We start from the raw sequence: 20,074 nt of genomic DNA on the forward strand, positions 1-20,074 counted from the left end.
ATCGTCGTTGCGGCTTACTTATCTGATGACTTCGAGGCACCCATGTTCAACATCCATATAGAGCGACAGGTAAACAGGGGTTGGATTTAGCAATATGCCGGCTTTTTGGCAACGCTCGACCCTGGTTTACCCCACCACCGCAATCACCGGGCTTTCCATCACCCGTCCCGTCAACACATCGGCAATGCCCATATCCGTCTGGTGCGGGCCGATATTGCAGGCGAGCGTGGCGCCGAAGCAGGCCTTGAAGACGAGATAGGGCGGCTGCCACTCCACCACCTTGCCGACAGCGGTGCGTAATTCCTCTAAAGCCTGTGCCACGTCTTCAAGCGGCGCATCGGAAACGAGGCCTGAGAGCGGCAGGGGTAAAAGCGCGGTCACCTTACCCTCAGAGGCGACAGCCATGCCGCCGCCTGTCGCAATCACCGCATTGGCGGCCAGCGCCATGTCTTCGGGATTACCGCCGAAGACAGTGAGGTTGTGGCTGTCATGCGAGACGGTGGTGGCGAAGGCGCCGTTCCAGCGTCCCCAGCCGGTAAGGAAGCCGGTCCTGGTAACTGGCTCGGCTTTGCCGTGGCGGTGGGTGACGGAAATCATCGTGGCGCCTTCGGGGGGAACGACGAAACCATCCTTCACCTCGGCTTCCACCTCGCCCCATTGCGTGAAGCGTGGGCGGTCGATGGTGGCAAGGCGCACCCTTGCGCCCTCGCAGGCAACCCGGAAATCATCGGCTGCGCGCAGCGGCAGCTTCATCGAGCCTTCGAGCGCCGCCGCATCGCAGGCTGGAATGTCGACGAGCATATGCCCGGCTTCCGCAACCGCCCTGCCACCGGCCAAGACATGACGGGGTGAAAAACCACTCAAATCCTCGAAAACGACGATATCGGCACGGCGACCGGCGGCGATGAGGCCGAGATCGGCACGGCCAAGCCTTTGCGCAGCATTCAGTGTTGCGGCGCGCAGCGCCCATTCCGGCTTCAGGCCATAACGGACAAGGCGGCGCACCACATCATCCAGCCCGCCGCCCCGCAACAGATCGTCCGGGAAAACATCGTCAGTGCAGAGCGTCAGCGTCTGCGGCAGGTGGCCGAGCGCATTCAGCGCCTCCACAAATTCCGGCAGCAGATGATCGTGCGAGCCGCGCAGCTCGATGGTCAACCCCGCCCGAAGCTTCGCCATCAAGTCTTCAGCCGAGACCAGCTCGTGATCGGAAGAAACGCCTGCCACCATGAAGGCGTTGAGATCGGCGTCCTTCAGGCCGCGCGCATGGCCACAGATCAGCTTTTCCGAGACAAGACCGGCCTGTACGATGCCGCTCATGCGCGGATCGCGTTCGATGACGCCGCGCATGTTCATGATTTCCGCAACCCCGCCAATCTGCGGCCATGACAGGATATCAGCGAGAATTCCGGCATCGAAATCAGCGCCGCCGCGCTCCAGCCCCGGTGCTGATGGCACTGAGGAGGGTGCAAGCAGAATGGCGCGCAGCGGCAGGTTTTCGATGGATTTCGCCGCCCAGCGCACCCCTTCGACACCATGGACATTGCCGAATTCATGCGGGTCCCAGACGATAGTCGTGACGCCGCGGGCAACCACTGCTGCCGCATAGGCAGCGGGCGTTATCATCGAGCTTTCGATGTGCATATGCGTGTCGATCAGGCCGGGCGAGACAAAGGCGCCCGACGCGTCGACGAGCTGCGCAGCATCGCTGCGGCTTGCCGGTTCGTGAACGCTGGCGATTAGCGGACCGACAATGCCGATATCAGCGGCGCGAATCTCCCCCGTCACCACATCCACCAGCGTTCCGCCGGTAATGAGAACATCGAAAGCCGCATCGCCGCGCGCAGCGGCAACCGCGCGGGCGCGCAGCGCATCGTCGTTAAGATCGACCGGCTCGCGTATCGGGGATTGTGCACTCATCGGGCAGCCTCGCGGCGCAACGCCTCGAGAACCGCAGCCTTTGCCGCTTCGGCATTCACGGTGTCGGCGAAATGCGCGTTGAAGGCGGCAACCTTGTCGGCACGCGGCTCAACCACCGTTCGCCCGCGCGTTAGCGCCGCGTGAAGCTCGACATCGATCCGCGTATGGCGCCAGCCAAGCAGCTCGGAGGTGAAGCCGACAGCGGCAACGGGATCGTAAAGCGCCATGGCCGGTCTGCCGCGTCTCGTGGCGATGCCGATGAAACCTTCCAACAGGTCGGCAATCAGGCCGGCGTTTTTGCCGCCAGCATTTCGGATCGGCAGCACATCGGCTGGCGAGGCGGTGACCTTGCGGCAGGCGTCCAGATCGACCATGCGCAGCGGCAGGTCATGGGAAAGCACGATGGCCAGCGCTTCCGGATCGGCAAAGGCGTTGAATTCGGCAGATGCGGTGTGGTTGCCGCTCGTCACGCCGCCACCCATCCAGGTCAGATCGGAAATTTTCGCGGCAAGATCGGGCCGGGCAAGGCAAAGGGCGGCGATATTGGTAAGCGGGCCGAGCGCGAGGATACGCTTTTCGCCTGCCCCCTCAAGCCAGCCGCACAGCGCAGTGAAAGCGTCGCTTTGCGGCAAAGCGGGGGCATCCGGCAGGCTACGGCCGACGGTCGGAATGCCGCTGTCACCCAGAATGCATTGTGCGGTTTCGAGCGCGCCAAGGACGGGTTTGGCACGGCCCTGATGGAGCGGCATGGACCAGCCGAAGGCGGCGACCGCGCCTGCGGCGTTGCTGCAGACAACATCCAGCGTCGCATTGCCGAAGACCAGCGAAATGCCGTCTATGGCAAGGCCTGCCGATTGCACCACCATGATGGCGGCGATATCGTCAAAGCCCATATCAGTATCGATCCACACACCCATGATCAGCCAAACACCTTGAGGCTTGCCGCCTTTTCGACCGGAAGGTCGAAGGCGAGCGTATCACCGATCGTATGGGCGGTCAGCGCAGCGTCGGTCTCCGCCTTGATGGGACCAAGCAGCGTATCCAGCAGGTACTCACGGGTATTTCCGGCAAAGGATGTGCCGCGCACGGTTCCCTGGAAAGGACCTGAACCAAGGGTGACCATGCGCGGCCGCCAGGCCAGTCCAGATGCTGAAGGGACTGGTCCGGTAAGCGGTGTTGTGCCGTTTTCGGTTTTCAACGCGCCGCCTTCCAGCGCGAAGATATTTTCAAAGCCGACGAAATCCGCCACGAAGGCGGAAACCGGCGCATTATAGATCTCTTCCGGCGTACCGATCTGCTCAATCTTGCCGCCCTTCATGACGACAATACGGTCGGCCAGTGCGAGCGCCTCGATCTGGTCATGGGTGACGAAGATCATCGTCACACCGGTTTCCTTCTGCACGCGCTGCAATTCGGTGCGCATTTCAAGCCTGAGGCGCGCATCAAGGTTGGAGAGCGGTTCATCGAGCAGCAGCACCTTCGGCTCCATGACCATGGAGCGCGCCAGCGCCACGCGCTGCTGCTGGCCGCCGGAAAGCTCGGCCGGCTTGCGCGATGCGAAGTTCGATAATCCCACGGACTTCAGGCCGGAGGCGACCTTGTCATCAAGCGCCTTGCCGTTCATGCCCTTGAGTTTGAGGCCGAAGGCCACGTTTTCGTAAACCGTCAGGTGCGGAAACAGCGCATAGGACTGAAACACCAGCCCGACAGCGCGCTTGTTGGCGGCGACGCGGGTGATATCGGCGCCGTCGAGATCGATGCGCCCGCCCGCCACCGGCATCAGCCCGGCAATGGCGCGCATCGTGGTGGTCTTGCCACAGCCGGAAGGACCGAGCAGCGCGAGAAGTTCACCCTTGCGGATATCGAGGTCGAGATCCTTGACGGCGATGCTGTTGCCGTAGGCGAGCGAGACTTTTTGAAGCGAAAGGTAATTTGCGTCAGACATAACGGGAGAACCCCAGAAAACGTTCGGCCAGGAAGACGATGCCGATGGAAAGGAAGGCGAGCAGCGATGAGAGTGCAGCGACAGACGGATCGAAGACGATTTCCATGTAGCCCAGCATGTCGATGGGCAACGTGCGCACGCCCGGACCCGACAGGAACAGCGACACGGGCACCTGATTGAAACTCGTCACGAAACCGAGGATGAAGGCCGACAGGATACCACCGCGAATATTGGGCAGCACCACACGGAAAAATGCGCCAAACCGCGACGAGCCGAGCAGCACCGCCGCCTCCTCGATATCCGAACGCAGATTGTTGAGGCTGGCCGAAACCACCCGTACCGCATAGGGCAGGATGAGCGCCGTGTGCGCGAGAAACAGGGCAAGCGTGATGCCGATGCCGAAGGGCACGACGAAATAGCGCAACAGCGCCAGACCGACGATGATACCCGGCACGATGATCGGCGCCGAAACGATCGTGCGCACGGTTTCCGCAAAGGGCAGCTTGTAGCGCGACATGGCGTAGGAAGCGGGAATACCGAGGACGAGCGCCGTGAATGTGCCGCCGATGGCAAGGAACATCGACATCGCGAAGCTTTCGCGGAAACTTTCGACGGTGAAGACCTTCGCGATCCATTTCAGTGAAAAGCCCTGCGGCGGAAAGGCGAGCGTGTCGCCGGCCGAAAACGAGGCCGCAACGATGATGAGGAACGGCCCGATCAGGAAGCCGACAACGAGCAGGAGCGTGAGCGGAATGAAGAGCTGCCGGGTCATTTCTTGTTCCTTGCGGTGGCGATGCGCTTCAGCAGGATATTGGCGGCAAAGCTCATGACGATCAGGATGAAGGCGATGACGCTGGCGGCGACGAAATTGTTGGAGACCGTCACCTGCTGATAGAGCAGGGTTTCCAGCATCAGCACCTTGGAGCCGCCGAGAATGGCCGGCGTGATATAGGCCGTGAGCGAACCGGTGAAGACCAGCGTGCCGCCGACAACAAGCCCCTCCTTGGTGAGCGGCAGGATGACCTTCCAGAACACCTGCAGCCAGTTTGCGCCGAGAACGCGGGCGGCTGCGATCGTATCCTTGGGCATATTCTCCAGCGCACTGATGAGGGAAATGATCATCAATGGCAGGAACAATTGCAGAAGGCCGATGAAAACAGCCGTTTCGGAAAACAGTAAACGGATCGGCGCATCGCTCAGTCCTACCGCCTGAAGCGCCTGGTTGACGATGCCGGTTCTGCCGAGAATGACGATCCAGGCATAGGTTCGGGCAACCGGCGAGATCATCAGCGGCAAGACGACCAGATTGACGACATGTCCTTTCGCGCCCTGCGACAGATTGACGATGGCGAAAGCCGCCGCATAACCCACCACCGCAGATACAATGGTGACGAGCGCGCCAAGCTTCAGGGTGCGCAGGAAAACCGCCCTGTTCAGCGGATCGGAGAAGAAATCGGCGTAAGCGGACAATGTCCAGCCGTCAGTGGTGTGAAAGCCCTCCGACAGAAGCATGAAGACCGGCACAAGAAAGACCGCCGCCGCGAAAATAGCGGCGGGCAATGCAAGCGCCAGCGCTTCGGCCCGGTTCTGAAACATCGCTTTATTCCCTGAACGGCCTGCGGCCGATTGTTACTGCAAGCGGTCATGGCCAGCTTGCGGAATTGAGAGGTGGAAAAGCGGTCAGGGGACGACCAAACCGCTTTTCCGGGAATGGAGCCGCCCTTTCGGACGTTTTAAATGCCCCATTCCAAACCTTGATAAGGACTTACTGGCCGACCTTGGCGTTCCACTCCGACAGCCACTTGTCACGGTTGTCGAGCGTCACGGCGGAAGGAATGAGCTGCAGGCTTTTTGCGGTTTCGTCGCCATAGGTGATATTGTTCGCCACCTCGTCGGACACCTTGACTTCCTTGTTGGTGGGGCTGTCCACGAGCTTTTCGGCCAGCGCCTTCTGAACGTCGGTCGAGAGCCAGAAATCCATGAACTGCAGTGCCAGATCTTCGTTCTTCGTGCCCTTCGGCACCACGAGCACGTTCATGCCGCCGGTCTGGCCTTCCTTGGGCGTTGCCCAGGCAAGCGGCAGATCGAGCTTGGTAAAGGGCGCCCAGGAGAAGCGGCCGATGGGGGCGGCCCAGATTTCTTCCTGCTGCATGAGCTGCACCAGCTGCGACGATTTCACGTAGAACGTGACGATATCGTCCTTCTTTTCGCCCACGGCTTCGATAGCGCCGGAGAGATCAGGCGTATCCTTGCCGATGGCCTTGCCCAGCATGTAAAGCGCCGGCGGGCCCTGATTGGTAGTGACATTCGGGAAAGCGACGTGGTCGACGATGCCGTCCTTCAAAAGATCGGCCCAGCTATCGATCTTCATCTTGTCTGTGCGGTAAACGATTGACGTGGCGTAGAAATTGACGCCGACGCTCATGCCGTCGCCATTCGGATCCTTGGCGATGTCATAGAGCTTGCCGATATTCGGCACCTTGGCGGCATCGATCTTCTGGATCAGGTCCTTGCGGGTGGCGGAAAGCGCATCCGCCATGGAAACAATGGCGAGATCGACCACCGGATTGGCCTTGTTGGCCTCCATCTTGGCGAGGCGCTCAACGCTGTTGCCGGTCTCGACGACCAGCTTGCAGCCGCATTGCTTTTCGAACGGTGTATAGACCAGTTCCTTGAATTCGTCCTGCGCGAAGGCGTAGACCGAGATCGTCAGCGTCTTGTCCTGCGCCTGCGCGGCACCCATCGTCAGCATCAGGGCGGTGCCCGATGCAAGAATGATTTTTTTCATGGTGTGAGTTCTCCTGCTGTCGTGTTTTTGGCTTCAATCGCATCATGCTTTTTTTCGCCGGTGGAGCCGCGCATGATCAGCGCCATCGGTACTTTCGAGATTTCTGCCGTGACCTCGGCAGCTATGCCGTTTTCGATGCCCGCCTCGCCATCGATCGCGCGCAACAGCGCATCCACGGCCAGATCGGCGATGCGGCGCATATCCATGCGCATCGTCGTCAGCGGCGGCGTCACCACGGCGGAGAAAATCAGATCGTCGAAGCCGGTGACACTCGCCTCTTCCGGCACCTCGATGCCCTCGCGCTGCAATTCAGTGAGCGCGCGCAACGCATGCAGGTCGGATACGGCAGCAAAGGCAGTGAAACCATCCCTCACCTTTTCGGTAAGGCCGAGACGGCAACCCGCACCATCCACCTTTTCAATGGCGTCTACCCACAGCGTCTCTGTGACGCAGGCCTTGCCCAGACCATCGCGAATGCCGCCGAGGCGGTCGTTCTGCACATTTGAGTCGCGGTTCTTGCCGATCAGCACCACCTTGTCGTGTCCGAGGGCTGCCAGATATTCGCCGATCTGCCGGCCGCCATCCCAGTGGTCAGCGGCTACGGTGTTTCCGGGCGTCGAGGGGCTGTCGATCACCGCCACCGGGCAATCGACATCCGCGATACGCGTGCCGCGGCGGGGAACGACGACCATGCCATCCACTCCACGCTCGATCAGCCGGTTGATGGCGTCCGTCTGCATGGCGATCTCGCCGCGGGAGTCGGCGATCAAAACACCATAACCGGCATTGACGGCTGCCTTTTCGATGGCCTGCGCGATCTGTGGGAAGAGTGGATTGGCGATATCCGGCAGCACCAGCCCGAGAACTCCTGACCTGCCGGTGCGCAGCGCCCTGCCCGCGGAACTCGGCACATAACCAAGCTCGCTTGCGGTCTTGCGGATGCGCTCCACCAGTTCCGGCGAAACACGGCCCTTGCCCGACAGCGCATTGGACACGGTTGCAACCGACACGCCGAGTGCCGCTGCTATCGCGCTCAGATTGGTGGCAGGCCGTGAAGACGCCATGATGGTCCGAAAGGGCTGATTAAACGTTTAATCACGATAATCGACCAAAACCGTCGTGTCGAGTCCGGCCAGAGACAAAACCGGGCAAAAATCGAGGCACGAAACCTAAGTGCCCGAAAAAAGTGCGCTTATTTTTCCAGTGGCAGATTGCCAGCCGCACGATAGGCCTCGACCTGCCGTACCAGCCAGTCGCGAAACAGCACGACTGGAACGTGGTTGGCTCGGGATAGCGGCGCGACCGCATAATAGGAACTCGGGCTTTTGGCCTGATGATCGTAGGCTTTCACCAGTTGCCGCGATTTCAGTTCGTTATCGATCAGGAAAAGCGGCATCAAAGCCACGCCAAGTCCGGCGATACAGGCCTGTGCCACGCTGGAAAACTGCTCGAACCGCATGCCCTGCGGCAAGGCAAGCGAATGGCCGAGGCTCTCGAACCAGTGGCTCCAGGCACCCGGCCGCGAGGCCATGTGCAGCAGAGGCAGGCCGGCAATGTCCTCACCCTTTTCGACCGGATGCGCCTTCAGGAATTCGGGGCTGCATACCGGCGCAACCATCTCATGCATCAGAAAGGTGCTTTCCGCCCCCGGCCAATCCGCCTGCCCGATGTGGATCGCCATATCCAGTTGCTCACGCTCGAAGTCGAACTGGCCGATGCGGGTGGCGAAATTGATGGTGATTTCCGGATGACTGGAGACGAAATCAGGAATGCGCGGCAGAAGCCAGCGGGTGCCGAATGTCGGCAGCATCGCTAGATTGAGCGTGTTGCCATGCGTTTTGGTCATGATCTGCAACGAGGCGGCACGTATCTCGCCAAGGGCTGCGGCAATCGATTTCGCGTAAGCACCACCCTCGGTCGTCAGTGACACACCACGCGCGCCGCGCTCGAACAGGCGCACGCCAAGCTGTTCTTCCAGTGACATAACCTGACGGCTGATCGCCCCTTGCGTCAAGGCAAGTTCATCCGCAGCGGCTGAAAAGCTGCCAAGCCGGGCAACGGAATCAAAGGCGGCAAGCGCACTGGTGGAGGGCAGGATTTTGCGGCTGAGAGACGTCATGAGCCATTACTATATGTAATGCAAAAATGAGTAAACATGGCTTGTGCCATCAGGGGCTAACACGAATAATCCGGCCAGCAAATCCGGAGGCATAACGTGAGCGAACGCGCAGCATTCAATTGGCAGGACCCTTTTCTGCTGGAAGACCAACTGACCGACGACGAGCGGATGATCCGCGACGCCGCCGCAGCCTTCGGCAAATCGGAACTTATGCCGCGTGTGTCCGAGGCCTATCTTTCTGAGACCACCGAACCGGAACTGTTCCGCCTGATGGGCCGCACCGGCCTTCTGGGCGTCACCCTGCCGGAAGAATATGGCGCCGCAAATGCCAGCTACGTGGCCTATGGTCTCGTGGCCCGCGAGGTGGAGCGGATCGACAGCGGTTATCGCTCGATGATGAGCGTGCAGTCCTCACTCGTCATCCATCCGATCTTCGCTTATGGCTCGGACGAACAGAAGAAGAAATACCTGCCCGGCCTCGTCTCCGGCGAGCTGATCGGCTGTTTCGGCCTGACCGAACCGGATGCCGGCTCCGATCCGGGCGGAATGAAGACCCGCGCCGAAAAGATCGCCGGCGGATATCGCCTGCGTGGTTCGAAAATGTGGATTTCCAATGCGCCCATCGCCGATGTCTTCGTCGTCTGGGCGAAATCCGAAGCCCACGACAACCAGATTCGCGGCTTCGTGCTGGAAAAAGGCATGAAGGGTCTGTCTGCACCGAAGATCGGCGGCAAGCTTTCGCTGCGCGCCTCCATAACAGGCGAGATCGTCATGGATGGCGTGGAAGTGGGCGAAGATGCGCTGCTTCCGAATGTTTCCGGCCTGAAAGGCCCGTTCGGCTGCCTCAACCGCGCCCGCTACGGCATTTCCTGGGGAGTGATGGGCGCTGCGGAAGATTGCTGGTTCCGCGCCCTGCAATATGGTCTCGACCGCAAGCAGTTCGGCAAGCCGCTGGCCGGCATGCAGCTTTACCAGAAAAAGCTCGCCGACATGCAGACCGAGATCGCTCTCGGCCTCCAGGCATCGCTGCGCGTCGGCCGCCTGATGGACGAGCACAAAATGGCGCCGGAAATGATCTCCATCATCAAGCGCAACAATTGCGGCAAGGCGCTGGATATCGCCCGCCAGGCCCGCGACATGCACGGCGGCAACGGCATCCAGATCGAGTACCACGTGATGCGCCACGCCCAGAACCTCGAAACGGTCAACACCTACGAGGGCACGCACGACGTTCACGCGCTGATCCTCGGCCGGGCGCAGACGGGCATTCAGGCGTTTTTCTGAGACCTTCTCCGCATCATTTCCTTCATGAAAAAAAGGCCATCGAAAATCACTTCGAAGGCCTTTTTACTTTTCCGGTTCAGGCAATCGCTTAGAACGTGCCTCTGACACCAATGCCGAACATGCGCGGTTCGGTCATGCTGGCCTCGATGCCGCCAATGCCGCGGTTCTGCTGCATATAGGTCGGCGCACGCTCGTCGAAGACGTTCTTCACGTAAGCGTAGACCTCCATCTCCTCCTGGAACTTGTAGCTCGCACGCACATCGGCGATGGTGTAGGGGTCGATCGCATAGGCAGCCGTGTTGGCCGTATCGGAATCATAACCATCGATATGACGCACCTGACCCGAGACGGTGAACTTGTCGGTCACATCCCAGCTTGCCCCGATGCTGAACATGTAACCAGGCGATTTCGCGAATTCATTGCCTGCATAGCTGGCATTGCTGGAAATCTGGTCGATTTCGGTCTTCAGCACGCCGGCACTTGCCTTCAGCGTCACATTGTCGAGAACCTGATAGTCGGCGCCGACTTCCAGACCATAGGCATGCGCTTTCTGCGCATTGATGGTGTAGGATTGAGTAATGCCTGACGAGATAACGACCGGAATATTGTACTGGGCGTTCTTGTAATCCATGTAGAACAGGTTGCTGTTGAGCGTCAGCCTGTCATCCAGCAACTTCGCGCGGGTGTAGAGTTCGTAGTTCCAGATGGTTTCCTTCTCGAAGGGCAACCATTGGCCCGACGAGATGTTCAGCGATATGCCGCCGGGATTGTAACCACGGCTGATCATGCCGCCAACGGTCCAGTCATCGTTGATCGCATAGGCAAGCGAGGCCTTGGGAAGCAATTCGGAAAAGGTCTCGTCAAAATCAACCGCGACGTTGGAATAGACGGAGCGGCCCGCGCGCTGAATACGATCGGTCTGGTAACGCAGGCCGCCGGTAAGCGTCCACTGGTCGGTCAGACGGTAGCTCAACTCGCTGAAAATGCCGAGATTGTCCTTGGTATCGTCAAATGTCGAAAGGGTTCTTCTGTTTGCCGGGTTCAGAAGATAGAGAATTTCATCGGCCTGCGTATGGGCGTAATAGATGCCCGCGACGCCACTCAGAACGTCTTCCTGGTCACCGAAGGTCACACGGGTCTCGTGGGACACATTCTTCTGATCGATATTGGCGTCGCCATTATTGACCACACCCACCCTGCGGCGCGCGTCTGAGGCGGAAAATTGCGTCTGGTTGAAGAGTTTTACGCCGTTTTCAAAGTCGTAATTGATGTCGAGAATACCGGTGTGGGTATTCTGGCTCCAGCTCGGCATGGTGGTGGTGACGTGGTTGAGATCCTCGAAAGGACGCGACGCCGCTTCCTGACTCGGCCGGTTGGCGGCGTTATAGGAATAAGTCAGCTTGGTCGTCAGGCCCGGAATTTCCGGCGGTTCCCACAGAAGCTTGAAACGCGCGTTGAATTCCTTGAAATCCTGGTTGGTGCCTGCGTGGGCAAAACCGGAATTGATGTAATCGATAAAGGTATCGCGACCCGAATAATCGATTGCCAGACGCGCCGCCAGCTCGTCTTCGATCAACGGGCCTGAGACCGCAAAGGACGCCCGCTTCTGGTGATAATTCCCGATTTCGGCCTGATAGCTTGCTTCCGGCGTAAACGTCGGGTCCTTGGTATTGACGAGAATGGCGCCGGCAATGGCGTTAGCGCCCTGCGATGTGGTCTGCGGCCCACGGAAGACCTCGATGCTTTCGACATCCCAGATGGACGTCGCGCCATAGATGAACTCGTTATAACCGAGATAGTGACCATCGACATTGATCGTGGCGCGCGGCACGGTGCCGGCGAAGAACGCCGTTGCTCCGGTGTTCGGTCCCTGCGTGTCGAGACCGCGAATGATCGGGGCGCTGACATTGTCGGTATAAACAACGTTTGGAATGTCCTTGATCGCGTCTGAGACGGTTGGATCGCCGGTCTTTTCCTTTTTCAGTTCATCGCTGGATTTGACCGAGACGGAAGACGCCGTGTTCTTCATGTCGCGCGCGACTTTTTCGCCGGTCACCACAATCGGCTTGAGAACGGTCGTTCCCGAGGCCTCGGCCTGTTGCTCCTGGGCGAAAATCGGCGTCACAAACAGGGCGGCCAGCGTCAAAACGCTGACCCCGCCCATCAAACGGCCGCTAGAACGAAACCCCATAACACACCCCTAATAAACATGAGTATCAAAGTCATATTCAAGTAACGGAAGCGTTATCCGTTTCGCAATAGAGAATGCGTTCCGTATTGTGGACGGATAGGGTTCCGTAACGGGATGTGCCATATTTACAACAAAGTTTATCGACTGGCCGTTGTCATGTAACTCCCCGCCTCAAGGGGAAGGCGTTGAAATAACTCAGAAATCGATTCCGATTTCCGGTCGGATGCGCTAGGCATGTTCACGACATAAATCGGGGAGCGACTTGGACGCCATGGATGACGAGCCGGACAATCTGCCTGAAAACGACGGAGAGAAGCGCTCTGCCCTCATTCAGTCGGTCTCTATTGCTGCCCGTTTTCTCGACCTTCTGGCAAAATCGGACGGGGCGCTTGCACTGGGCGAACTCGCCAAACGCGCCGGCACAGGCCGTTCCACAGCTCATCGTTACCTGCAAAGCCTCGTGCGGGAAGGACTGGTGGCACAGGACCCTGCAACCGGCAGCTACGACCTCGGCCCAACCGCGCTCTCGATAGGCGTCAGCGCGCTCAGACGAATCAATCCGGTCGAAACCGCCGGTCGACAGATGAAAGCACTGGCCTCGCAGATCGGCGCCAGTTGCGGCGTGGCGATCTGGACCGATCGCGGCCCGACCGTGGTGCAGTGGCACAGGAGTGCCAGCTTCTCCATCAGCACCGTGGCGCTGGGGGATGTTCTACCGCTGGATAACAGCGCCTGCGGGCTGCTTTTTCAGGCTTATCTGCCACCGGATAGGACAGCGCCGGTGCGCAAGCTGCAGCCGCCCGCCTTTCGCGGGTCCCGCCCAGACGCTAAAGTCCTGCACGCCATTCGTGAGACAGGCGGGGCGGAACTCAACGAACACCTGTTCTCCGCCCTGACCGGCAAGGCCGCCCCGGTTTTCGACGCACAGGGCGAAATCTGTTGCGTCGTCACCACCGTTTCTTTCCTCGCGACCGCCGAGACCGAGCGGCACTTTCCGCAGCTTCTTGAAGCGGCCGGAAAGGCGACGGCAGAATCCGGCGGCTCGTAAACCTATCCGGCCAGGTGGTCGGCGAAGGTGCTGCCGGAATAGGCGGTGCGGAACAGCCCGGCATCGCCGAGCCTCGGAAGCAGCCGCTCCAGCACCAGCCGCATCGACGCGACCGAACCGCCGGGCACCGCGACAAAGCCGTCTATCGCGCCGGCCGCCACCCATTCGCGGATGCTTTCAAAAGCATCCTCAACCGTGCCGATGATCTGCCAATGGCCCGACCCCATCACTTCCGGTCGCCGCAACAATTCGGCAACGCTCAGCGTTTCCCGTTCGATCAACCGGCGGAGCAGATTGGCATGGGTGCGGCTTCTCGGTGTCTCGGGCGGCGGCGGCAAGTCAGAAGGGGTGACGATCCGCGTGAGCGACCAGTCGGAAAGGTCAAGACCCGTCAGATTTTGAATGGATGCAAATATGCGGCCATGGTTGGCCCTTGCGTGGGTCTCCGCAAATAGCTCCAGCGCCTCCTTCTTGGTGTCCGCCAGATAAAGACTGAGACCCGGCATCAGCTTCACCACATCCGGTGAGCGCCCATGCCGCTCCGCTCTTTGCCGTAAATCCGCCCGAAGCTCGATTGCCGCCTGCATATCCGGCGTCGAGGCGAAGACCGCATCCGCAACGGAGGCTGCGAAATCGCGGCCTTCGGGGGAAGCTCCAGCCTGCACCAGTGGAATACGGCTGGAATGGGCCGGCAGGTTGAGCGGGCCTTTGACGCTGAAGTGCTTTCCTTCATGCGCGATTGGCTGGACCAGCGACGGATCTGCAAAACGCCCGCTCTCTTTGTCCAGCTTCAGCGCCTCGTTGGGAAAGCTCGCCCAGAGCTGCTGTACTACCTGCGTGAACTCGGCGGCGCGTTCATAACGCTCCTGTGGCGATGGCATTTCTTTCAGGCCGAAATTTTCGTGGCCGTCCAGCGCCGTGACGATGTTCCATCCCGCCCGGCCATTGCTCAGCCAGTTCAGCGATTGCAGTTGGCGGGCAATCACATAAGGCGGCAGGAATGTCGTTGAAACCGTGGATAACAGGCCGACATGGCTGGTCTCCCGTGCGATGGCGGCCAGAAGCATGTTCGGGTCCATGCTCGCAAATCCGCCGCCGGTCTCCAGCCCCTCAGTGCGCAGAAACAGCGTGTCGGGCCGGAAGACAAAATCCACATGCGCAGCCTCGGCGCGCTTTGCAAGATCGACGAAATAATCGCTGGAGAAAACCCCGTCTATACCGCTGTCTTGACGCCGCCATGCCTCGCCGCTGAGCCAGGTTGGCGCCAGCGACATGCCGACGTGAAGCTTGAGCGCGACTGACATGAAACACCTCGAATGAAAAAATCATCACGAAATCCGCGATGTGAATCGGCAAATTTCGATTTGTGGAGAATTTTACTATAGTTTAGTGTCGCTTCAAGACCAGCCTGTCGCGCTTGCCGGTACAGAACCCGATTTCCGCAAGTTCGATATGTGAATTCAACAGCTTAGGTAGGACGTGCGTCGAGTCGACGCATGGCCCTATGAATAACAGGAGTTGTAATCCGGTGCTTGATGCCACGGACCTTCATGCGAGTTACGGACACATCGCCGTATTGCAGGGCCTGTCTGCCCGCTTTCAAACCGGCCGCGTCACAGCGCTGGTCGGACCCAACGGCTGTGGCAAGTCGACGCTGTTGAAGACCATCATGGGCTTCGTGCCTTTATCATCAGGCAGGATAAGCCTCGGTGACCGCCTGATCGGCGCGATCGGACGCCGCGAACTCGCCCGCCGCATCTCCTATCTGCCGCAGGAATGCCATTGCCCTGACTATATGACGCTTGGCGAATTGATCGAGCTTGCGGGTTATGCACGTTACGGGCTTGGCGGCGGTCCCTCCGAACGCGACCGGGCGCTTTTTGCCGAAGCGCTGAAGACCGTCGGGCTGGAAGACAAGGCCAGGGCGCAGGTCAACACGCTGTCCGGCGGCCAGCGCCAGCGCGCCTTCATCGCCATGGTGCTCGCTCAGGACACGGAGGTGATCCTGATGGACGAGCCGGTCAACCATCTCGACATGAAATATCAATATGCCGTCCTCAGCCTCGTGCGCGAACTGACGGACAGGCACGGCAAAACTGTTATCGTCGTGCTGCATGATCTCAACCTCGCCTCAACCTTCGCCGATGACGTCATCATGCTGAAAGCCGGACGGGTTCTCGCCTCCGGGCCTGTTGCGAATACCGTCACATCAGCCAATGTGGCCGACGTCTTTGATCTCGAGGCCGACATATTTTCCCGGCAGGGGCGGCTCATCTGCGTGCCGCGGCTGGAGCGGCAGGAACAGGCCATTCCGGCATGACATCTAAAATAATGCTGATCTTTGCCGCCGCGATCTTGCTGGCCGTTGTTCTCGTCACCAACTTCGTGCTGATGACTGGCGACCTGCCACTTGCCGAAATCGCGACGACGCTCGTGCACGGCGAGGCCGAAACCTATGAACAGTCGGTTCTCCTCTATCAGCAAATCCCGCGCTCACTGATTGCGATCTATGTCGGCGCCACCACGGCCGTCAGTGGCTGCGTGCTGCAGGGGCTTGCCCGCAATCCTCTCGCCTCGCCCTCCACCCTGGGCCTGAATGCCGGTGCGACGCTTTTTGTGGTCGCCGGTGCGCTGGTGTTCGATTTCTCGCCCGAAATACAGGGGCTCATCGCGCTTATCGGCGCCAGCTTCGGCTTTGGCGCCTGCTTCCTCGTTGCCCGGCTGGCCGGGCGGTCAAACGATCCGCGCGGCCTGTCGCTCATCCTGTCCGGTGCGCTTGTCTCCATGCTGCTGATCGGCATCACCAATGCCCTCCTTTTGTCAAACCCCACACGTCGCGCCGAATTCCTGAGCTGGGTCGGCGGCAATATCAACCACGTCTATGCCGAGCGCCTCACCGATTTCTGGTGGATTGGCGCCATTGCGATGGTGATGCTCTGGTCGGTTGCCCGCCCGCTGACGCTGGTACTGCTGGGTGCGGAAAAAGCCGCTTCCGCCGGCGTCAACGTCACGCGCGTTTCCCGGATCGCACTTTTCGCCACAATGCTGGCGTCCGGCTCGGCCGTGGCCATCTGCGGTCCCATCGGCTTCGTCGGCCTCATCGTTCCGCATATGGTCCGGCCGCTGGTCGGGGTGAATTTCACGCTCGCTTTGCCCGCTTCAGCCCTTGTCGGGGCGATTCTGTGCGTGCTGGCCGATCTGGGCGCGCAAACCCTGTTCAGGCCGTATGTGGTCAATACCGGACTGTTCATGGACCTGCTCGGCGGCCTCGTCTTCATCGTCATAGTCAAGCGCTTCTATCTTTCACCTTCGGCCAATAAACTGTCATGAAGAGGGCTGTCATGAAAAGGCAATTGGCCACCGATGGCAAAGCGGTCCTGCGGCTGCCGAGCGGGATGCAGATCGGCATCGGCAACCTAAAGGCCGGCCTTGCACTGATCCTGCTGGCGTTGGTGCTGGCCGCCATTTCCATTAGTCTCGGAAATACACAGACCGGTCTCATTGACCTTCTGCACGGCGTTGCCGGCGGGCATTTGAGCGACGATCAGGCCTATGCGCTGTGGACGGTACGGCTGCCGCGCATCCTGCTTGGTTTCATGGCCGGATGGAGCGTTGCGCTGGCCGGGGCCATGCTGCAATCGGTCGCCCGCAATCCGCTTGCCGATCCCGGCCTGTTCGGTCTGAGCCAGGGATCAATGACCACCATAATGCTGCTTCTGGTGCTGGTGCCGGCGGCGCCCAAGACCATGGTGGCGCTTGCGGCCGTCGGCGGCGGCCTTGCGGTAGCTTTCCTGCTCATCGCGCTCGTGGGGCGCGAACGTTCCAGCGGGCTCGCCATCCTGCTGATGGGCATCGCAATCGAATCCGCCCTTTCATCAGTCTCATCAGTGCTTTTGCTCTACACACCAACGGAAACATCGCTGTCGCTTGCAGACTGGATGGCGGGTTCGCTGTTTCAGGCGAGCTGGCCGATCATCCTCGTGTTCGCGCCTCTTTTCGCGGTCAGCCTTGTGGGCATTTTCCTCATCGGCCGGGCGCTTGCAGTATTTGATCTCGGTAACGAGATGGCCATGGCGCTCGGCGAAACGGTCAAACGTTCGCGCCCGCTCGTCATCGTTTTTGCGGTCATCCTCAGCTCCGCTTCCGTCACCGCTGTCGGCCCCTTGACCTTTCTCGGCGTCATCGCCCCGCATCTCGCCACCTTCCTGTCGCCCGCCGTCGGTCGCGCCAGGCTTTTCCTGTCGGGGCTGACGGGCGGCATTCTGGTGGTGACCGCCGATACGCTTTCGCGTGGGCTGGTGGCCGATACGCCGATGCCGATAGGCCTTGCGCTGACGCTGATCGGCGTGCCGCTTTTCATCCTCACGCTGCGCCTGCAGGCGCTGCGCAGAACTAACCGCCACTGAAGAAATTGAACAAAGGGTATGCCATGCGATTTGCCATCCTCGTAGCAGCACTTCTGACCGCCGGAAGCAGCCTTGCCGCAGAGCGAACCGTCACCGATGCCGCCGGCCGCACGGTCTCCATCCCCGAGCAGCCGCAGCGCATTGTCGTCATGCACGAACCGCTGCTGGGCGTGCCGCTGATGGATCTTGGCGCCAACGTGGTAGGCGCCTATGGCCGCAACAGCGACGGCAAATTCGCCACTGCCGTTGATTTCATCGACACCGTTCTCGGTGAAGGCCGCACGAAACCGAAAGGTTTCGGCGCGGTGGGTCAGATCGATCTGGAAAAGCTGAGAGCGCTGCAACCTGACCTGATCGTCGCCACGGAAATGGACAGCGGCAAGGCCGAGCAGCTTTCCACCGTCGCGCCCGTCTATCTGCAGAAGGTAAGCACTGGCCACACCTATGGCTTCAGCGTCGAAGAGAATCTTTCGGGTCTCGTTGGCAGAAGTGACGCTTTTGCCGAGCGCCGGAAGACCTATGACGAGAAACTCGCCACCGTCAAAAAAGCACTCGGCGAAGACGCAAAAGGCAAGACCTATCTCGCAATTCTGCTGACCGACCAGATCAACGCGGTCGGCGATATGTCCGGTGCGGTGCAGGCGCTCGAGGATCTGGGTTACGCACGGCTGAAAATCGACAACGCCACCTCGTCGGGTGGGCTGGGTTCCACCCTGACGATGCCGCTCAGTGCCGAGGCTTTTGGCAAGCTCAACCCTGATCTGCTGGTGGTGATGAACAGCTATAACAGCCCCGCCCGAGGCGAAGCCGGAACGCGCGCCGCACTCGAAAAAATCATTCCCGGCTGGGAACGCTTCGTCAAACCGGCGCGTGACGGCCGGATCATCTTTCTCGATTCCAGCCGGGTCACGACGCCGTCCATCCCAAGCGCGCTGCACACGCTGGACGCGGTGGAAAGCTGGGCAGGCCGCCGTTAAACGCCTTTTCGACAAGCGCAATTCCGGCGCAAACCATGCGCCGGACATAAACTTGAGTTTTTGAAGAAACTTATATTGCGACCGCCGGAACCGCCTGTTATGGTTCGCGCATCTTGACACAACGACGTCGGATCTCCCGCCGGAAAACTCCGGTGCGCGATTGTCCGGCATGCCGATCCGGGACAGCGAAACTGCCGATCCCCATCGGCGATATCCCAGGGAAGACAGCAACATGAGCATTGCACAAAGCATCGAAACCGGCGTTCCGGACCGGACCCCCAAACGCCATCGTTACGCCGTCAAGCTACGCTGCCTTGACGTGGCCCGCGTGGAAAAACTCAGCCGGTCCATGGTGCGCATCGTATTGACCGGGCCTGAGCTTGAAGGCTTTGCCAGTCTCGGTTTTGATGACCACGTCAAGATGTTCTTCCCGCTTCCCGGCGAAACCGAACCTAACCTGCCGGTGATCGGCCCGAACGGCCTCGAATTTCCCGAAGGCGCGCCGCGCCCGCTCGCACGCGATTACACGCCGCGCAGCTTCGATGCCGAGAAGGGCGAACTCGCCATCGATTTCGCCACGCACCATGATGGCCCCGCCAGCAACTGGGCAAAATCCGCCAGGGTGGGCGACAAGGCATGGATTGCAGGCCCGCGCGGCTCGTTCACCATTCCCTTCACCTTCGACTGGCATCTGCTGATTGCCGACGATACCGGCCTTCCCGCCCTTGCACGGCGACTGGAAGAAATGCCCGAGGGCACCCGCGTCGTCGCCCTGATCGAAGTTGAGACGGAGGCTGATCGCCTGGACCTCGCCACGAAAGCTGACGCGTCGATCATCTGGGTAACGCAGGAGGCCGCGGGCGGCGCCGATCACGACGCCCTGACGGAGGCGCTGCGTACGCTTGAACTGCCTGAGGGCGATTTCTTCAACTGGGTCGCCTGCGAATCGAAAGCGGCGAAAGACCTGCGCGCCATTCTGATCGGCGAGTACGGCGCGAACCCCAAATGGACGCGCGCTTCCGGCTACTGGCGGCGCGGGGCAAGCGGCGTTCACGATCATTTCGATGAATGAACCGGCAATCGCGGCGGCTGGCAAGCTGGAGGCGGACATGATGACGACGGAACTCAAAGCCCATCTCGCCAAGGTTCTGGACGATGAGGTGGGGCATATCGGCCCGAACGCCAACCTGTTCGGCTGCGGACTTCACTCCCTCGCTCTCATGCGCCTGATCCCGCCGCTTTCGCAGCTCGCCGGCACGCGACTTCACTATGACGATCTCGCCCGTCAGCCCACGCTTGCCGCCTGGCAGGCGCTGATCGAGCAGTCGCGCGCGGGCTGCTGATCCCCGCAAGAGGGGACTTTCCCCGCCAAGCGCGACGTACCTCAACATTATAC

At 60.3% G+C, this 20,074-nt stretch carries 18 protein-coding genes; 8 read left to right on the forward strand and 10 right to left on the reverse strand.

Going from position 1 to position 20,074, the window contains the following annotated elements; genetic code table 11:
• Positions 1–126: 126 nt before the first annotated feature.
• The 8 genes from ACQZ63_RS13490 to ACQZ63_RS13525 form a co-directional block, all read right to left on the reverse strand.
• Positions 127–1,920: an adenine deaminase gene (locus tag ACQZ63_RS13490; RefSeq protein WP_065705821.1), complete on the reverse strand. Its 1,794-nt coding sequence runs from the start codon at positions 1,918–1,920 to the stop codon at positions 127–129.
• A complete protein-coding gene (locus tag ACQZ63_RS13495) occupies positions 1,917–2,837 on the reverse strand; it encodes a nucleoside hydrolase (RefSeq protein ID WP_003518107.1) in 921 nt (306 codons plus the stop codon). The genes ACQZ63_RS13490 and ACQZ63_RS13495 overlap by 4 nt, the downstream gene beginning before the upstream one ends.
• A 2-nt stretch (positions 2,838–2,839) precedes the next feature.
• Positions 2,840–3,865: an ABC transporter ATP-binding protein gene (locus tag ACQZ63_RS13500; RefSeq protein WP_003504741.1), complete on the reverse strand. Its 1,026-nt coding sequence runs from the start codon at positions 3,863–3,865 to the stop codon at positions 2,840–2,842.
• On the reverse strand, positions 3,858–4,637 hold the full coding sequence (locus tag ACQZ63_RS13505; RefSeq protein ID WP_003504740.1) for an ABC transporter permease: 780 nt from the start codon (positions 4,635–4,637) through the stop codon (positions 3,858–3,860). Before ACQZ63_RS13505 ends, ACQZ63_RS13500 begins: the two co-directional genes overlap by 8 nt.
• Positions 4,634–5,461, reverse strand: coding sequence for an ABC transporter permease (locus tag ACQZ63_RS13510; RefSeq protein WP_448799264.1), 828 nt, complete (start codon positions 5,459–5,461; stop codon positions 4,634–4,636). The genes ACQZ63_RS13505 and ACQZ63_RS13510 overlap by 4 nt, the downstream gene beginning before the upstream one ends.
• Before the next feature lie 169 nt (positions 5,462–5,630).
• Complete coding sequence (locus ACQZ63_RS13515; protein ID WP_003518109.1) at positions 5,631–6,653, reverse strand: ABC transporter substrate-binding protein; 1,023 nt, start codon at positions 6,651–6,653, stop codon at positions 5,631–5,633.
• Positions 6,650–7,717, reverse strand: coding sequence for a LacI family DNA-binding transcriptional regulator (locus ACQZ63_RS13520; RefSeq protein ID WP_065705819.1), 1,068 nt, complete (start codon positions 7,715–7,717; stop codon positions 6,650–6,652). Before ACQZ63_RS13520 ends, ACQZ63_RS13515 begins: the two co-directional genes overlap by 4 nt.
• A gap of 128 nt (positions 7,718–7,845) precedes the next feature.
• Complete coding sequence (locus ACQZ63_RS13525) at positions 7,846–8,772, reverse strand: LysR family transcriptional regulator (protein WP_448799265.1); 927 nt, start codon at positions 8,770–8,772, stop codon at positions 7,846–7,848.
• 96 nt (positions 8,773–8,868) lie between these two features.
• Here ACQZ63_RS13525 and ACQZ63_RS13530 point away from each other — a divergent pair, with 96 nt between their 5' ends.
• Positions 8,869–10,056, forward strand: coding sequence for an acyl-CoA dehydrogenase (locus ACQZ63_RS13530; protein WP_003518112.1), 1,188 nt, complete (start codon positions 8,869–8,871; stop codon positions 10,054–10,056).
• An 88-nt stretch (positions 10,057–10,144) separates the two neighbouring features.
• Here ACQZ63_RS13530 and ACQZ63_RS13535 read toward each other — a convergent pair whose 3' ends face one another.
• Positions 10,145–12,247 carry a TonB-dependent receptor gene (locus ACQZ63_RS13535; RefSeq protein ID WP_448799266.1) on the reverse strand — a complete coding sequence of 701 codons (2,103 nt, stop codon included), beginning with the start codon at positions 12,245–12,247 and terminating at the stop codon, positions 10,145–10,147.
• 271 nt (positions 12,248–12,518) lie between these two features.
• Between ACQZ63_RS13535 and ACQZ63_RS13540 the strand changes: the two genes are divergently transcribed.
• A complete protein-coding gene (locus ACQZ63_RS13540; protein WP_065705812.1) occupies positions 12,519–13,295 on the forward strand; it encodes an IclR family transcriptional regulator in 777 nt (258 codons plus the stop codon).
• A 2-nt stretch (positions 13,296–13,297) separates the two neighbouring features.
• Here ACQZ63_RS13540 and ACQZ63_RS13545 read toward each other — a convergent pair whose 3' ends face one another.
• Positions 13,298–14,599: an NtaA/DmoA family FMN-dependent monooxygenase gene (locus ACQZ63_RS13545; RefSeq protein WP_065658487.1), complete on the reverse strand. Its 1,302-nt coding sequence runs from the start codon at positions 14,597–14,599 to the stop codon at positions 13,298–13,300.
• Between the two features lie 200 nt (positions 14,600–14,799).
• On the opposite strand from ACQZ63_RS13545, the gene ACQZ63_RS13550 reads away from it, so the two are divergent.
• The 6 genes from ACQZ63_RS13550 (at position 14,800) to ACQZ63_RS13575 (ending at position 20,021) form a co-directional block, all read left to right on the forward strand.
• Positions 14,800–15,615: an ABC transporter ATP-binding protein gene (locus ACQZ63_RS13550; protein WP_065658486.1), complete on the forward strand. Its 816-nt coding sequence runs from the start codon at positions 14,800–14,802 to the stop codon at positions 15,613–15,615.
• Positions 15,612–16,625: a FecCD family ABC transporter permease gene (locus tag ACQZ63_RS13555; protein ID WP_448799267.1), complete on the forward strand. Its 1,014-nt coding sequence runs from the start codon at positions 15,612–15,614 to the stop codon at positions 16,623–16,625. Before ACQZ63_RS13550 ends, ACQZ63_RS13555 begins: the two co-directional genes overlap by 4 nt.
• Positions 16,626–16,636: 11 nt before the next feature.
• Complete coding sequence (locus ACQZ63_RS13560) at positions 16,637–17,701, forward strand: FecCD family ABC transporter permease (RefSeq protein ID WP_019566927.1); 1,065 nt, start codon at positions 16,637–16,639, stop codon at positions 17,699–17,701.
• A 23-nt stretch (positions 17,702–17,724) separates the two neighbouring features.
• Entirely contained in the window at positions 17,725–18,678 is a 954-nt protein-coding gene (locus ACQZ63_RS13565; protein ID WP_019566926.1) for an ABC transporter substrate-binding protein, read from the forward strand.
• A 232-nt stretch (positions 18,679–18,910) separates the two neighbouring features.
• The gene (locus tag ACQZ63_RS13570) at positions 18,911–19,750 is read left to right on the forward strand and encodes a siderophore-interacting protein (RefSeq protein ID WP_448799268.1); all 840 of its coding nucleotides are present in this window, start codon (positions 18,911–18,913) and stop codon (positions 19,748–19,750) included.
• Positions 19,743–20,021, forward strand: a complete 279-nt coding sequence (locus ACQZ63_RS13575) for a phosphopantetheine-binding protein (protein WP_080849789.1) — start codon at positions 19,743–19,745, stop codon at positions 20,019–20,021. Before ACQZ63_RS13570 ends, ACQZ63_RS13575 begins: the two co-directional genes overlap by 8 nt.
• The last annotated feature ends 53 nt before the right edge of the window (positions 20,022–20,074 follow it).

The sequence above is a fragment of the Agrobacterium sp. CG160-95 genome (assembly GCF_053521725.1).